This is a genomic window from Streptomyces sp. NPDC019224 (assembly GCF_040632605.1).
GTDB lineage: Bacteria > Actinomycetota > Actinomycetes > Streptomycetales > Streptomycetaceae > Streptomyces.
This window is the reverse complement of record NZ_JBEYCF010000008.1, coordinates 13888-29658: the sequence shown is the minus strand read 5'-3', so window position 1 is coordinate 29658 and position 15771 is coordinate 13888. Positions and strand designations below refer to the sequence as shown.

The following is a 15771-nucleotide window of genomic DNA, read 5'->3' as shown; positions in this document are numbered from 1 at the left end:
GCGCCGGACCAGGGAAAAGCGACACCCGCACGCTCGCTGGAGCAGGTGATTCCGGCTTGGGCGCGTTCCACGCTCACGTGTCATGGGCAATTTCCGATCAGCGGTCCTCGCCGTCGAGAGGGACACCCACATGACGAGCCACGCAACCGAAGTCGACCTCGAAAGCCTTCTCCGCCGAGCCCTGGAAGCCACCCGCACGGCCGCGCGCTGGACGACCGGAACCGACGAGACGTGGTGCCGCGTCGCCCCGCGGTCGGGGACCCGGCGCGACCAGGGCTGGAAGCTGCACCTGTCGGCGACGGCCGCCTCCGCCCCGACGGTCCTCGTGAGAGCCCTGGACGTACTGCTGCCGGACACATCGGCGTTCAAGTTCGCGCGCTCGATCGACCGGGTGAGCACCCTCAACTCCCGCGCCACGCCTCGGGGAAGCTCCGGGAAGTTCCTCACCGTCTACCCGCGCTCGGACGCCGACGCCGTCCGGCTCGCCCGGGAGCTGCACGCCGCGACGGCCGGACTGGCGGGCCCGCGCATCCTCTCCGACCAGCCCTACGCACCCCACAGCCTGGTGCACTACCGCTACGGCGCCTTCACCGGCCGGCGGCGGCTGTCGGAGCAGGGCCTGCTGATCTGGTACATCGAGGACCCCGACGGCAACCCCGTGGAGGACGAGCGCACCGGCCGCTACTCCCCGCCCTCCTGGGCCGTCTGCCCGTTCCCCGCCACGGTGCCGCTCCCGCCGCCCGAGGCGGACGCGGCACGCGGCCCGGTACTGCTCGGCGGCCGCTTCGCGGTACGGGAGGCGATCCGGCACACCAACAAGGGCGGTGTCTACCGAGGCACCGACACGGACACCGGCGCCCCCGTGGTCATCAAGGAGACCCGGCCCCACGTGGAGGCCGACGCCTCCGGCCGCGATGTCCGCGACTGGCTGCGCGCCGAGGCCCGGATGCTGGACAAGCTGAAGGGAACGGAGCTCGCCCCGGAAGCCCTGGCCCTGTTCGAACACGGTCAGCACCTCTTCCTGGCCCAGAGCGAAGTCCCCGGCGTCAGCCTGCGTACCTGGGTCGCCGAGCGCTTCCGCGACCTGGGCGGCGAGCACTACCGCCGCGAGGCCCTGGCCCTGGTCGCACGCCTCGTCGACCTCGTCACGGCGGCCCACGCCCACGGTTGCGTCCTGCGCGACCTCACACCCGGCAACGTCATGGTCCGCCCGGACGGCGAACTGCGCCTCATCGACCTGGAACTCGCCGCCGACGACACGGGCCCCTGTATGCCGACCCGCGTGGGCACACCCGGGTTCAGCGCCCCCGAACGCCTGACGGACGCGCCCGTGTCCGTGACGGCCGACTACTACAGCCTCGGCGCCACCACGTGCTTCGTCCTGACCGGGAAGGTGCCCAACCTCCTGCCCGAGGACCCCGCCACCAGGACCGGCGAGGAACGGCTCGCCGCCTGGCTGAACGCCTGCACCGGACCCGCGAAGCCCCCGGACGGCGTGGCGGACATGATCGTCGGACTGATGAAGGACGATCCCGCCGCACGCTGGGACACCCACCGGGCGCGCGAAGCCCTCCGCGGACCGGACAGGACCGGCCCCACACGTGAGGCCCGGGCCGTGCCGGCACGGGGCGACGCCCTGCACGAGGCCGTCACCGGCCTGGTCAACCACCTCGTCGACTCGATGACCCCGGCGGACGACCGGCGCCTGTGGCCCGTGTCCACCGCGGCCGGCGAGGCCGACCCCTGCACCGTGCAGCAGGGGGCGGCCGGCCCCCTGGCCGTACTGACACGCTACTTCGAACTGACCGCGGACCCCCGCCTGCCCGAGCTGCTCTCGACAGCGGGCCACTGGATCGCGGACCGCACCCACCCACGCCCCACACGCCCCGGCCTGCACTTCGGGGACCGGGGCACCGCCTGGGCGCTGTACGAAGCCGGCCGGGCCGTCGACGACCGGGCGCTCGTCGACCACGCGCTCGCACTGGCACTGGCACCGCAGGAGCCCACGCTCCACCACGACATCACCCACGGCACCGCCGGCAGCGGCATGGCCGCCCTCCACCTGTGGCACCGCACCGGTGACCCGCGCTTCGCCGAACTGGCCGTCGACGCCGCCGACCGGCTGGCGTCCGCCGCACAGCGCGGCCCGTCGGCGGTGAGCTGGGCGGTCCCCGCCGAAGCACTCTCCGGCGAGGCCGGCAAACGGTACCTGGGCTTCGCCCACGGCTCCGCCGGCATCGGCTGCTTCCTCCTCTCCAGCGCGGTCGCCTCCGGCCGCCGGGACCACCTGCGGCTCGCGGTGGAGGTCGGCGAACACCTGCGGCGCAGCTCCGTACGGATCGGCGAGGCGTGCCAGTGGCCCGCCCAGGCCGACGACGAACCCACCGCCCCCTACTGGTGCCACGGCGCGGCCGGCATCGGCACCTTCCTCGTACGGCTCTGGCAGGTCACCGGCGACGACGGATTCGGCGACCTCGCCCGCCGCAGCGCCCTGGCCGTCACGGAACGCGCCGCACGCGCCCCGCTCTCCCAATGCCACGGACTGGCCGGCAACGGCGACTTCCTGCTCGACCTGAGCGCCGCGACGGGAGACGACGCCTACCGCGCGATGGCGGCCGAGATGGGCCGCCTCGCCCTCACCGAGGGAGCCCGCCGCCACGGGCACCTGGTCTTCCCCAACGAGTACGGAGACGTCTCGACCAGCTGGAGCGACGGGTCGGCCGGGATCCTGGCCTTCCTCCTGCGGCTCCGCCACACAGACCCCCGGCACTGGCTGGCCCAGCCGCCGGGCTGAGCGGCAGAAAACCCTGCCGCCCCCCACAAGAAGAAGGAGAGAACCATGGAAACCCAGACCCAGGACCTCGAACTCCTCGCCCACCTCCACGCCCTGCCCGAGACCGACCCCGTCGGCGCCGACGGGGCGGCGTTCTCCGCCACCTGCGAGTGCGTCGGCCTGCTGACGGTCCTCAACACGGTCTGCATCGGCATCAGCTGCGCCTAGGACCGGAACACCGTCCGGCCGGGGGGGGGGGGGGGGGGGGCCCCCCCCCCCCCCCCCCCCCCCAACACCCCCCCTTACTATTTTTCTTTTTTTGTGTTTGTTTTTCCGCGGTGTCACCTCCCCAACCCCCCCCCCCGGGCGGCCCCCCCCCCGCGGGCCCCCCGGGCCTCGTGGACGGCTTCGGAGAGGCGGGTCGCGGCGTCGCCGAGGTTCCGCAGGGCGTGCGGGAGTCCCGGCCACTGGGCCGCGGTGGCGCGGGCGGTCTCCAGCGTGGCCTTGACGCCGTCCACGAAGCCGGGTTCCGGTGCGATTCCGGCGTCCTCGGCCAGGCCGGCGAGGCACAGGTGCCGGAACCTGTGCGCCGCGCCGTCCCGGGCCGCGACGGCCTTCTCCCGTCGCTCGGCGTCCTGGCTGCTGGTGGCTCTCCGTTCTCCGATACGGCCTTCCAGGTCCACGAGGAGACGGTTCGCCCGCCGGGCGTCGTCCCGGCAGCGGTCTCGTTCGGCGCGGGCCTCCGCGACGCGGGCGAGGATCTGCCGGTAGTCCTCTCCGACGGTCGCCTCCACCGCTTTCAGGCGCGCCGTCATGCCGACGGCCTTCGCCTCGGCGAGGGCCGCCTCGGCGGCGCTCGCGTCCGCGGTGCGCCGGGAGCGGTCCGCCCTCTCGGCCGTCTGCCGAGCCCGCTCGGCGGCGGCAGCCGCCGCGAGGCGGGCGTCGACCCAGCTGTCGGCGAGGTCGCGGAACCTCTCGATGTCGTCGGAGAGGGCCCGCAACCGGTCGCGGTCGGTGGGCAGGCCGTGTTCCGCCGCCCGGCGGCTCAGCCTGCGCAGCGCGTCCGCCACGCCGGTCTCGCACCGGGCGAGGTGCGTGGTGGCGTCGCGCACCACCTCGTCCCGGGCGGCCACCACCTCCTCGGCCCGGTCCCAGTCCCGTCGGCGCGCGTCGAGTTCCCGGTGGTCGGGCCGGGCGGCCCGGTCGGCCTCCAGCCGGGCTGCCCGGGCGTCGAGCTCGCGCAGCCGGCCGTCGAGGGCGGCGAGGGCGGCGTCCGTCTCCTCGATCCTGCCGGTCAGTTCGGCGATCCCGCGTTGCCGGGCCCGCTGCCGGGCGACAGCACCGATGAAGGCGGGTTCCGGCTTGCTCCAGGTCCCGGTGGCCGGCGCGAGGCGCCAGGCTCCTTCGGCGGAGACGGCAGCGGAGTGGCCGCTGGGCAGGGTGGTGCCGTACGCGATGCCGGCGAGGATCCGGGTCACGGTCCCGGCCGGAACGGGGATGTCTTCCTCCGGGCGCAGCACGTCGAGCAGGCTGGGCCCCGGGGCGGCCGCGGCCAGGGCGGCCTCGACCCGGGTGTCGTGGCCCGGCAGCGTGATGCCGTCCGAGGGACTGACCCACGCGTCCAGGAGACCCGAAGCCTCCAGCGCGGCTTCCACCGCGGCCTGGACGGCGACCGGAACGCCTTCGTGGAAGCCCACCAGCCGCCACAGCGGTGCTCCCGCCGCCGTGGTGCGGACGGTCGTACGGGTGAGCGGAGCCGGCGGTGGAAGGTCGGTCTCGCCGCTCAGCCGTCGCACCTCCTCGTCGAGCCTGTTCCGCTCCTCCCCCAGGCCCCGGCGCGTGGCTCGTGCACCGACTCGCGCCGTGGCGATCTCCTGCTCCAGCGGTCGCGCGGCGGCATCGGCCAACGCGCGCACCTCTGCTTCGACCGCCGCACCGGCTGCCAGTGCGCCGAGGTCGGCGATGCTCAGCTCCGCGCAGTCCGCGGCCCAGGCCAGCAACCGTTCCGCCTGGCCGGCGACGGCGTCGTCCCAGGCTCCGGCGGCCTCGTCCCTGTGGACGATCGCCTTTCCCAGCCTGGTGCGTGCCTCGTCCAGCAGGCCCTCGGCCGTGGCTCGGTCGCGTACCGCGCGGTCGTGTTCCTCGAGCGCCTCTGTGAGGTGGGTGACCTGCTCGCGTCGGGCGGTGACCGCGCCCCGGAGCAGTCGGCGGGCCCGGCGGGCCGCGTCCTCTCCCGGCGTGCGGGCCCCGGTGGGGGAATCCCCGGGTCGTCGGCCACCCGTCCCGTTCCCCGGTCCGTCGCCGAGAGGCGCCGCCGGCAGCACGTCGAGAACGGCCCCCGCCTCGTGGTGAACGGACTCCATGCCCGAGGCGCGGGCCGACCGGCGTGCCTCGTCCGCGGCTTCACGCGCGTGTTCGTCGAAGGTGCGGGCGTGCGCCGTGCTCCCCTCGGCGAGCACCCGGTCCTCCTCCGCTCCGGTCCCGGCGGACTGGGCGGCGGTCCGCCGCTCCTCGGCGGCTGCGACCAGGTCTGCGGTGTCGCGGCGGAGCCGGTCGAGCTCCTCCCCCTTCTGGTAGGCGTCGCTCTCACGCAGGCCCTCGACGGTTTCGTCCAGGGCGTGTGCCCGCAGTTCCCGTTCGTCGCGCAGGATCCGGGTCGAGTCGCGTTCCGCGAGCGCCTCGTCGAGTTCCTCGGCGCTCCGGCGGGCGGCCCGGGTGAGGTCGTCCATGTCGGTCGTCGCGGAGATCAGTCCGGCCGCGCCGGCGCGCAGGACCCGGCGCGCGTAGGCGCGCTGCCGGGATGCGACGGTTTCGGCCGCTGCCACTTCGGCGTCGAGCCGGTCGAGGTGGTCGCGTTGCCGGTCCAGGCGTTCGAAGCCCTCGGCCAGCTCGGTGATCTCTCCCTCGCCGAGCGGGGGCAGGGCGCGGGAGAGCAGGGTGGACAGCAGGGAAGGGTCGAGCCGTTCGGAGAGCTTGGGCTGGCGCAGTTGGAGGAGCGCGGAGAGCAGCGATTCGTACCGCTGTTCCGTCATGCCCGGGAAGAGCGTGCGCCGGACAGTGGTGCGGTAGTCGGTGGCTGACGGGTGCGCCTCGCCCCGGTCGCCGAGGGCTTCGGCGAGGGCGGACCTGGTCAGGGGCTGCCCCGCCTCGTTGACGAGGGGCACGCCGTCGGGGTGGGCGACCCGGGAGCCGGTGGTGAAGTACTCGGCGTGTGCCGTACTGGTGTGGACGCTCGCGTGGAGGCGGGCACCGCAGCCGAACCACTGTTCGCCGCCGTCGTCGCCGGTGCGGCGGAACTCCATCCACACGTACCCCACCCGTGTCTTGCCGGAAGATCCCGCACCCATCATGTTCCAGTGCATGGTCCGTTCCGAACCGCCGAACGTGGAGAGGCGGTTGGGGCGGAGGCTGGCGTCGAGGAGGAAGGGGAGCAGCAGCTCCAGGGCCTTGGACTTGCCGGAGCCGTTCTGGCCGCGCAGCAGCAGACGCCCCTGGTGGAAGGTGAAGGTCTCGTCGTAGTAGCGCCAGACGTTGAGGATGCCCGCGCGGTGGGGCTGCCAGCGGCTGCGGGCGGCGTCCGGTTCCCGGACGGGCGGCAGCCCGGCGCTCTCCTCCGGCCGTCGGTGGAGGGGGAGCTCTGTCACGTTCAATGCGTCTCTCCTTCCGCGGCGGGGCCGCGGGAAGCGGTGGTGCCTTCCGGGCCGCTCTTCGGGCCCGGGCTCGTGGTGTCCGTCAAGCGGTAGCGGTACGCGGCCGGTCGCGCGACGACGCGGCCCCGGGCCCTGCCTGCCAAGCCGGCACCGAGCAGGACGCCAAGGGCGTCGTCGGCCAGCCGTGCCGGGCCGTCCTCGGACTGGTAGGCCTTGGCCCAGCTCGGGAAGCGGCGCAGCTGCTCGGCTCCGGCCTCGGCCAGCTGCTCGGGCAGCATCCCGGCGGGGGCCGCGCAGAGCGGTTCGAGGAGGAGCAGCGCGGCGACACGGGCGGTGGAGGTGTCGTCGGGGAAGCGGACGTCGGTGGCGATGCCGTCCGGATCGACGAGGAGAAAGCCCTCGGCCCGCTCCTCCAGGAGGAAGCCGGCCTGTTCGGCCGAGCGGCGCATGATCTGACGTCCGGTCAGGGAGGTGGCGTACGCGAGCTCGTCGTCGGTGAGGTCGGCCCGGTAGAGCACGGGGTCGTCGAAGAGGCGGCGCAGCACCGAGTGCCGCAGCCGCAGGTTGCGCTGGGCGTCCGTGGTGGCGCCCTCGCCGTGCGTGTCGTCGGCCGTCTCCTCGTCGGCCGCGCCGCCGTAGCGTCGCTCCCTGACGAGACCGGTGAGGAGGTCCTCGAACCGCGCGGGCACCTCGTCCGCGGGCACAGCGAGCCGGGAGGCGCCGACGGGCGCGGCCGGCAGTCGCATCAGCAGCGTGCTGTCCACGCGGTAGAGCACCTTCGCCTCCGCGGAGTCGACGAACGCCTCGGTCGCCCCGTCCACGGCGCGCAGCACGTCGTACGCCTCCAGCAGCTTCAGGACGTCGACGAACGCCATCCGCTCCGGCCGGTGCACCGGGTCGAACCCCGGCAGGGCGCGGTCGGCCGCCGTTGCCTGGACCACGCGGTCGGCGAGCATGCCGATGGTCGTCATCGGCATCGACAGCAGCTCGGCCGCGGTCACGCAGAGCAGGACGTAACGCCGGCGGTCGAAGGGGGCGCGGCCGGACCGTGCCCTTCGCGCCGGGCGGGAACCGTCGGGGTACGCCCGGATCTTGGCGAGCCGGGCGTACCCGCGGCGGGGCTCCACGAGCAGGCTCCAGCCGCACGTGTAGTCGAACCAACGGGTCAGCGGGTCACGCCGGCGGCGTACCAGTTCGAAACCGGTCGGGTCGGCGGCCTCGGTGAGCAGCGGACGGGCCAGCAGGAGACGAATGGCGCGGGCGACCTCCTCCCGCTCCGCGGAGGCCAGTTGGTTGGCGAGCTTGCTCATCCGGCCGCCTCCTGTCCCGTGGCGGCGCGGACCGCGGGGAAAGCGGCGGCTCCGCCCGCGGTCGTGATGTGGACGACGTAGTCCGGTCCCGCCAGCGCCCCCCTCGTGGTGTGCACCACGGCGGTACGCGCGTCGGGAGGCGGCGCCAGCGCGACCTCCACCCTGCCGTCCCCGGTGGTGGCCCGCCGCAGGCCGCTCGCGTCCGCCGCGGCTGCCAGGGCCCGGCCGAGCAGGTCCAGCAGATGGTCGAAGACCGCCGGGTCCAGGGTGCCGAAGGAGGAGAGCCGCACGGGGCCGCCCGTCTCCAGCGCCTGCCAGGCCCGCGCGAGTTCCGCCCGCTCCGCCCGTGCCCGTTCGGCGCGCTCGGCCCTCACGGCCGCGACGTCCCTCACTCTGCCGGTACGGGTGAAGCGCTCCGTCCGCCCACTGGTCCGCAGCAGCGCCGACACCTCCACCGGGGGCGCCTCGGACCAGGAACGGGCCGAAGGGATCAACTCCGGGTCCGGGTGGGCGAGATGGGCGTGGCGTGCCGATCCGAGCCCGAAGGCCGTCGACCACAGCCGGTGCAGGTCGTCCTCCTCGGGAGCCGCGGCGAACCAGCGCGCCAGCTCACGGAAGTCGTGCACGGCGCTGGAGGAACGGCGCCGGGACTCGTTGATCCGCTCCAGGACCTGCAGCAGGGAGACGATGGCGCGCCGGGCGATGTCGTGCAACTGCTCGATCCGGGGGCGCGTCCCGTCGTCGGGCAGAAACCAGGCCCGCAGACCCGACCAGCGCGCCCGCCGGCTCTCCAGCCAGCCGGCCGCCGGGTCCTCCCCCGGCACCGGTGGCAGTTCCGCGCCCCGAAGGGCCCGCTCACGCAGCACCGCGATGCCCCGCTCCTCCACCCGGGCCACAGCGGCGGCGACCGTCCCGCCCCGGCGATCGAGGTTGACCAGGAACTCCTGGAGATAGGCGACGGTGGCGGCCTTGACCTCACGGAACACGTCCAGGTCCACGCCCTCGGAACGCAGGAGGCGCTGCAACTGGCCGTTGAAGGCCTTGGTGTTCTCCACGAGGGCCTCCAGATGGCCCTCCAGCTCCCGAAGCGTGCTGAAGATCCGGCGGTCGAACGCGGCGGGTTCACCGGACAGCACGGTCAGCTCGTCGAGCCGGTCGGTGATCGCCTCCAGCACCGCGGTCTGCAGCGCTCCCGTCGAGGCCAGCACCTCCAGGGCGTGCCGCAGCCCGGCCAGCGCGGCCTCACCCCGGCGGGTCAGCGAATAGTGCAGGTTGCGCCGCTCGTACTCCTCGGCCGTGCGGTAGTTCTCGGCGTGGTTGTGAACCACGTCGAGAAGCTCCCACCCCACGAGCCGTTTCAGCACCTCGTGCAACTCCTCGTCCCCGAGGTCCGCGATCCAGCCCACCGCCCGCAGCCGCTCGCGTACGCCGTCGAGCCCGAGCGCGGTCTCCAGGTGTTCGCCGGCCAGCCCGAAGGCCTCGAGCACGGCCGCGTTCAGGTCGGCCTTCTCCCCGGTGGTGAACCGGAACATCTCCGGCGGAACCCTGCGCATCCTCGTACATCCCCTCCTCCGCCACCCCTGCGGCATTCCGCCCCTTACGGTACGGGGCGGCCGGGGAGGAGCGCTCCCTCCAGGCGGGAGTGACGCCGACGGTGCCCGGACCGTAGGCGCCGGCTCGTTCACGACGAGAGGACCGGCCGTCTCAGAGGACCACGTGGCCCGTCCCGGGGCCGGCGACCACGTGGCGCGGCGCGACGCTTTCGTATCGGATTCCCCTGCCGGGACCGAGGCTACGAGAGTTCCTTACGCATCCACGTGCACATCGTTTCGTAGCGGCGCAGCGATCCGTCCGGGGCTTGCTCGTCCCACGAGTCGGGCCGACGGTCGTATGCGGCATAGCCCAGTCGTTCGTACAGCGCCCGAGCCCGGGGGTTGTTCTCCTCCACGCCGAGTTCGGCCTGCCGCAGACCGCGGTTCATGATCCGAAGCTCTGCGGATTCGACGAGGAAGGTACCGATCCCGCACGACTGCAATGCCGGGTGGACAGCCAGCTGCCACAGAGTGCCCACACCCTCCTTGACCCGGTAGTCGACCCCACCCTTCGCCACGGGAATGTCCGTTGCGGAGCAGACCGCGAGATAGTCGACCTCGCCGAGCCGGGCACGCTCCAGCTGCCTCGCGACGCCGGCCAGGTGGAGTTCGGACCCCGCCCACCCGCACGACGCGAGGTCCGCATGCACGAAATCGCGTGCTGACAGCTTCACCACAACGTCGGTCATCCTCACCGCCTCCGACCGGCCAGCATTCATTCCCGCCGCGCGAGACGCAACGCCATTTCGCGTCCGGGCTCCTGACAGGCCGCGCCCCGGGCCCGCCGGCATGCGTCTCCGCGGCTACCGGAGGACGCATCACGCATCCCTGTCAGGCCATCGGAGAGGCCACAACCCCGCGCCGATTCTCCACCACATGCCCGTACTCACGGTGGCACTTCGATGCGAGGAGACAGACCTATGCGCGCACTCGTCGTAGACCACAGCGCGGCAGCGCACCTCTCGCTGGCCGAGACACCCGATCCGGCACCTGCGCCGGACGAATCACTGGTGCGGGCAGAAGCGGTTTCGCTGAACTACGGCGAGGTCAGGGGTGCCGCCGGCCCGCAGACGCCGGAGGGCTCCGTGATCGACTGGGACGCGGCGGGTGTGGTGGTCAAGGCGGCAGCCGACGGATCGGGGACGGCCGAGGGGACCCGCGTCGTCACCCTGGGCGAGGCGGGCTGGGCGGAACTGCGCGCGGTCCCGGCGAACCTGCTCGGCGTCGTGCCGGAGGACACCGGCCTCGGTGCCGTCAGCACCGTCCCGGTCGCCGGGCTGAGCGCCCTGCACGTGGTGCGCCGCTCGGGCCCGTTCCTCGGCCGCCGGGTGATGATCACCGGCGCCTCTGGAGGGGTTGGCCGCTACGCAGTCCGGCTCGCCGCCCGCGCGGGAGCGGAATTAGTGGCGATCAGCCGGAATTCCGCCCAGGCGGATGGTCTGCGCTCGCTGGCCGCGCACGAGGTCCACACCGATCCGGCCGCCGTGGAGCAGCCCGTATCCGCGGTACTGGACAACGTCGGCGGGCAGCAACTGGTGGACGCCTTCGCCGCTCTGCAGGCCCACGGCGTACTGGTGAACGTGGGCCGGTCGTCCGAGGCCGGCGCTGTCTTCCCGCCCGGTGCGTTGCGGGGCGACGAAGGGCGGCACGACAGGTCGATCCGCACGTTCTTCCTCTTCGCCGGCCCTGCCACCGACTTCTCCGCGGACCTGGCCTGGCCGGCCGCCGAGGTCGCCGCGGGCCGCCTCGACCCGGGAATCCGTTGGCGTGGGCCGTGGACCCGATACCAGGAGGCGGCGCAGGCTCTGCTCGGCCGCCGCTTGCGCGGCAAGGCGGTATGGGACATTGGCTGACCCGCCGGCCGTCGGGGGCGACTGAGAGACCGGGGCGGGGGCGGCCCTCCTGTCGGGAATGGACTGGTCGGGCCCTGGCATCCTGTTCGGCCTCCTCGGCGTGATCACCGGATAGCCGATCCGCCGGTTCGCTCCGATGAGGCCGCCACCAAGGACGGTCAGCGGCAGCGCTGTGCCCGCCACGGTGAGGGCGAGGATCGCCGCACGTCAGCGCCCTCTCGGGCAGTGACTCCCTCAGTTCCAGTCCAGCAGTCGCGCCGGATTGCCGCTCAGGACATGCTCGACGTCCTCGGGGTCGGGCAGCAGGTCGTGCAGGGTCGCGAGGAGCTTGTCGTAGGAGCGGCCCGCCTCGTGCTGGGTCCACGGCCAGTCACTGCCCCACAACAGCCGGCCCGTTCCGGCCTGTTCGCGGATTGCGGTGGCGGTGGCCTCTGCCGCGCCCTCGGGGCTGCGGTAGAAGCCGGACAGCTTCGTCCAGATGTGGGGCTGGGCGGCGAGGTCGAGGATTGCCGCCCTGTCGGCCGCGAGCGGCGAGGCGGGCAGGCCGACGTGGTCGAGTACGACGGCCGACGGCCAGGAGGTGAGGGCTCCGGTCAGCCGCGTCCATTGCTGCTCGCGGGCCTGCACTTCCAGGTGCCAGCCGTACTCCGCCATGCATTCCCCCAGCAGCCGCCAGTCGGCCGCGTGCAGCGGCGGGACCCCGGTTCCGACGAGGTTCAGCCGGATGCCACGCGCCCCCGCGCGATGCCACCGCGGCACCCGCGCGGCGGCCGCGCGGGGGTCGGCGGCGTCGACCACCAAGACCGCGCGGAACCGGTCGGGGCGGGCACGCACCGCATCCAGCACGTAGCCGTTGTCGGTGCCCAGGAAGCTGGGCTGGACCAGGAGGGCCCGTGCGATGCCGTGCGCGTCCAGCACGGAGAGGTAGGTGTCCACCGTGGCGTCGTGGCGCGGGGTGTAGCGACGACCGGGCGCCATGGGCAGGCCGCGGTGGAAGACGTGGGCGTGGGCATCGACTCGGTTCACCGCGACATCGTAACGAGAAAGAACTCTAAAGCTCTAGACATTTAGAGCAATGCTCTGCACGATGTGAGCCATGACATCGACGCCACCGCCGCCGTCGCCTCAGTCGGGCCGAGCCGCGCTCGAAGCGACGGACGACCGGCTCCCCCTCCACGTACGCCTGCGCGAGCTGCTGCTCGACCGCATCCGTACGGGCGAGTGGACACCGGCCACGCCGCTACCCGGTGAGATCGCGCTCGCCGACGACTACGGCGTCTCCAAGGGAACGCTGCGCCGGGTGCTCGGCGAACTCGTGGACCAGGGGCTGCTCGAGCGCCGCAGGGGCGACGGCACATACGTGCGGCGGGCCCGGCTCGACCACTCCCTGCACCGGTTCTTCCGCCACGGCAGCGCCGACGACACCCTGCCGGGCAGCCGGATCCTGCGGTGGGAGACCGCTCCGGCAGACGCCGAGGTCGCCGGACGTTTGGAACTCGGCCCGGGCGACGAGGTACTGACGCTGCGCAGGCTGCGAACCCGTGACGAATCACCCGTACTCGTCGAGGACATCTGGCTGCCGCTCCCGCGCTTCGCACCCCTCGCCGAGGCGGGCCCCGACGCGCTCGGCCCCCTGCTGTACCCGGCGTACGAGAAGCTGGCCGGCCAGGTCGTCGGCGGCGCGTCGGAGGACCTGACCATCCGGGCCTGCGACCAGGCGGACGCCACACTGCTGGGATGCGGCGCGGGCGAGCCGGTCGTGGTCATCGACCGGCTCGCCCGCGCCCACGACGGCAGCCCGCTGGAACTCCGGGTGAGCCGGGGCCGGGCCGACACCTTCCGCTACCGGATCGAACTCACCTGACACGGGCTGGAGTTCGGGGACGCCCCACCTCCCACGCCACCACACCGGCGGGCCTCCGCCCGCCCACCCGTACCCCGGCATGCCCGCATGCCCGCACGCCACCGCAGGAAGTGATCCATGTCCGCCGATCTGCTCGCGACGCTCGTTCTGGTCGCGATATTCGCCATCGGGGTCTGGCGCCCCGTCAACATGGGCGCCGTCGCCCTTGTCGCCGCCTTCCTGCTCGGCACCCTCTACTTCGGCCTCGACAGCGACACCATCATCAGCGGATTCCCCGGCTCGCTCTTCGTCACCCTGGTCGGCGTCACCCTGCTGTTCGCGCTGGCCCGCGCCAACGGCACCGTCGACTGGATCGTCGGCGCCGCCGTCGCCTCGGTACGCGGGCGGGTCGTCCTCGTCCCCTGGGTGCTGTTCGCCCTCGCCGCCCTGATCACCGGCATCGGCGCCATCACCGCCGCCACGAACGCCATCCTCATCCCCATCGGTCTGGCCTTCGCCCAGCGCTACCGCATCCACCCCATGCTGGTCGGCCTGTCCATCCTCAACGGCGCCAACGCGGGCGGTTTCTCCCCCATCGCCGTGTATTATACGATCGTCGACGGCGCCCTGGACAAGGGCGGCATCCACGTCGGAGCGGGTGGTATCTTCCTCGCCACCTTCCTGTTCAGCCTGGCCCTCAACCTCGTCGCCTTCACCCTGTTCGGCGGATGGAAACTGCTCGGCCGCCGGGAAACCGCCACGCCTCCGGGCGGCGCCGCGGCCACGGACGACAAGTCCGGTGCCCCGGGCCCATCCACCACGGCTACCGGCACCGCCGTCATCACCGCGCCCGCCCCGGCAGCCACCCCCGCTACCGGACGCGCTCACCTCACGCCCCAGGTCGCCCTCACCCTCGTACTGCTGGCCGGGCTCATCGTCGCCGCCGTCGGCTTCGGCCTCGACGTCGGCTTCCTCGCCCTGACCGCCGCGGTCCTCCTGTGCGTGGTCTTCCCCGGCCACGCGAAGGAGGCCGCGAACGGCATCGCCTGGAATGTCGTCCTGCTCATCGGCGGGATCGTCACCTACGTCGCGCTGCTGGAGAAGGCCGGTGTCATCGCCAGCCTCGGCGACGGTGTGGCCGGCATCGGCCAGCCCCTCCTCGCCGGCTTCCTCCTCCTCCTCGTCGGCGCCCTCGTCTCCGCCTTCGCCTCCACCAACGCCATGTTCGGCGTCCTGATACCCCTCGCCCTCCCCCTGGTGACAGCAGGACACTTCGGCGCCTTCGGCATCACCGCCGCCCTGTGCGTGGCCGCGTCCGCCGTGGACTCCAGCCCCTTCTCCACCGGCGGCGCCCTCGTCGTCGCCAACGCGGCGGAGGAACAGCGCGACAAGACGTTCCGCTCGCTCACCGTCTGGGGCATGTCGATGATCGGCGTCGCACCGGTCGCCGCGGCCGTCGCCTTCCTGCTGCCCTCGATGTAGCCGCCAGGAGGAGCAGGGCCGCGGGTGGCCGACCGCCACCGCGTCGACCCCCCGCCGTCACATCGGCTGCCACCCCCTGTCGGACGACGAACGCCGGCCGCAGATCAGTCCTTCGCTTCGCGGACATCCTTCCCTGCTCGGCGAAGGCCTTGAAGTCCTCCATGTGCTGCAGCGACTGCTTGCGGAAGACACCGGGCATGAGACGCCCACAAGACGCATGGGCAAACTGCTGAACCGGTACTCGTTCCCGCTCTTCCAGAGCGTCGTCCCCGGGGAGACCTCGGTCAGCCGGTCGCGCACGGCGCTCCACATGCCGCCGCCGACGATCTCGCGCTCGAAATGAACGACGCTCGTCTTCGGGTTCCCGCGCAGGTCCGCGGATTCCCGGGGTGTGATGGTCTCGGTGTGTTCCATCTTCCCCTTACCCGTCTGCGCCACCACCCGCGACGTGGGGCCGACCTGCCCGTGCTCGCCACTGATCGGTTCGTGCAGTAGCAGGCCCCGGAGCCGCTTCGGCATGTGTGCCGGGTCGGCGAGCAGCACCCACACGATCCCGCAGGCCATCGCGGGCAGCACCCGTGCCCGCCGACGCACCTCGCCGGGGCCGGCACCGCCTGGCGCGCTGCCGGCCGGGCGCTGTCGTAGCGGGGCCGCCCGCCCGCGCCGGAGCCTTCCCTCCCCGCCCGGCCGTGGACCGGGGCGGATCACCGGCCTCAGCCCTCGCGATGAGCAGAAGGCCTCCCAACCGGCTCCGCCACCAGCACAGGTGCGCGTACGTCACCGGTCACGCGCAGCGTGACGGCACGCGGCCGCGTGCCCCGGGGGAACCCGCGTGCCTGCGAAACGCCGTGCCACCCCACCGGCCGACGGCACCCGCCCGGCGTCTTCGGAGAGGACCCGGTCATGGCCCCTCCCAGGACCACGGCACTGCGGCGCGCACTCGGCATGAGGCCGCTGCACCACCTGCGCTCCGCCGGTCCCTGCGTGATCCGCGTCGGCGGCGGAGCCGTCATGGCCGTGCCCGGCGCGGACAAGCCGGAGGACGGCCCCGCGGGGCTCGGTGCGTTCCTCGCGAGTCCGGGCGTGCCGACATCCGCGGCCGTCGGTCGGGCCGGGAGGCTCGGCGGGCTGCTCCTGATCGTGGACCTGAAGTCCCGGCTCGTGTCGTTGCTGATGACGGTCCACCTGTGTGCCGCGCCGGCCCTGGCCAACGCGGACACCGGCTTCATGACTCCGCAGGAGGGTCCGGCGAGCGGTTCGGGCGCCGA

Annotated in this window: 11 protein-coding genes; 5 read left to right on the top strand and 6 right to left on the bottom strand. The window is 73.2% G+C overall.

Going from position 1 to position 15771, the window contains the following annotated elements; translation table 11 throughout:
* Positions 1 to 130 precede the first annotated feature (130 nt).
* Both lanL and ABZ564_RS07355 read left to right on the top strand, forming a co-directional pair.
* Positions 131 to 2794 (top strand): class IV lanthionine synthetase LanL, encoded by a 2664-nt coding sequence (lanL, locus tag ABZ564_RS07360; RefSeq protein WP_360850945.1) that lies wholly within the window; start codon positions 131 to 133, stop codon positions 2792 to 2794.
* A gap of 45 nt (positions 2795 to 2839) precedes the next feature.
* Positions 2840 to 3001, top strand: a complete 162-nt coding sequence (locus ABZ564_RS07355) for a VenA family class IV lanthipeptide (RefSeq protein ID WP_360850942.1) — start codon at positions 2840 to 2842, stop codon at positions 2999 to 3001.
* 113 nt (positions 3002 to 3114) lie between these two features.
* Here the strand turns inward: ABZ564_RS07355 and ABZ564_RS07350 are convergent, their stop codons facing one another.
* The 4 genes from ABZ564_RS07350 to ABZ564_RS07335 all read right to left on the bottom strand — a co-directional run bounded on the left by ABZ564_RS07350 (position 3115) and on the right by ABZ564_RS07335 (position 10014).
* On the bottom strand, positions 3115 to 6417 hold the full coding sequence (locus ABZ564_RS07350; RefSeq protein ID WP_360850939.1) for a TIGR02680 family protein: 3303 nt from the start codon (positions 6415 to 6417) through the stop codon (positions 3115 to 3117).
* 2 nt (positions 6418 to 6419) lie between these two features.
* Positions 6420 to 7733, bottom strand: coding sequence for a TIGR02678 family protein (locus ABZ564_RS07345; protein WP_360850935.1), 1314 nt, complete (start codon positions 7731 to 7733; stop codon positions 6420 to 6422).
* A complete protein-coding gene (locus ABZ564_RS07340) occupies positions 7730 to 9286 on the bottom strand; it encodes a TIGR02677 family protein (RefSeq protein ID WP_360850931.1) in 1557 nt (518 codons plus the stop codon). Before ABZ564_RS07340 ends, ABZ564_RS07345 begins: the two co-directional genes overlap by 4 nt.
* A gap of 239 nt (positions 9287 to 9525) precedes the next feature.
* Positions 9526 to 10014 carry an N-acetyltransferase gene (locus ABZ564_RS07335; protein ID WP_360850928.1) on the bottom strand — a complete coding sequence of 163 codons (489 nt, stop codon included), beginning with the start codon at positions 10012 to 10014 and terminating at the stop codon, positions 9526 to 9528.
* Between the two features lie 231 nt (positions 10015 to 10245).
* Here ABZ564_RS07335 and ABZ564_RS07330 point away from each other — a divergent pair, with 231 nt between their 5' ends.
* Positions 10246 to 11178 (top strand): zinc-binding dehydrogenase, encoded by a 933-nt coding sequence (locus ABZ564_RS07330; RefSeq protein WP_360850925.1) that lies wholly within the window; start codon positions 10246 to 10248, stop codon positions 11176 to 11178.
* Between the two features lie 234 nt (positions 11179 to 11412).
* Here the strand turns inward: ABZ564_RS07330 and ABZ564_RS07325 are convergent, their stop codons facing one another.
* Positions 11413 to 12204: an amidohydrolase family protein gene (locus ABZ564_RS07325; protein WP_360850922.1), complete on the bottom strand. Its 792-nt coding sequence runs from the start codon at positions 12202 to 12204 to the stop codon at positions 11413 to 11415.
* 70 nt (positions 12205 to 12274) lie between these two features.
* Between ABZ564_RS07325 and ABZ564_RS07320 the strand changes: the two genes are divergently transcribed.
* On the top strand, positions 12275 to 13042 hold the full coding sequence (locus ABZ564_RS07320) for a GntR family transcriptional regulator (protein WP_360850919.1): 768 nt from the start codon (positions 12275 to 12277) through the stop codon (positions 13040 to 13042).
* Between the two features lie 117 nt (positions 13043 to 13159).
* A complete protein-coding gene (locus ABZ564_RS07315; protein WP_360850916.1) occupies positions 13160 to 14503 on the top strand; it encodes an SLC13 family permease in 1344 nt (447 codons plus the stop codon).
* A 57-nt stretch (positions 14504 to 14560) separates the two neighbouring features.
* On the opposite strand, the gene ABZ564_RS07310 is transcribed toward ABZ564_RS07315, so the two are convergent.
* Positions 14561 to 15046: an SRPBCC family protein gene (locus ABZ564_RS07310; RefSeq protein WP_360850913.1), complete on the bottom strand. Its 486-nt coding sequence runs from the start codon at positions 15044 to 15046 to the stop codon at positions 14561 to 14563.
* Positions 15047 to 15771 lie beyond the last annotated feature (725 nt).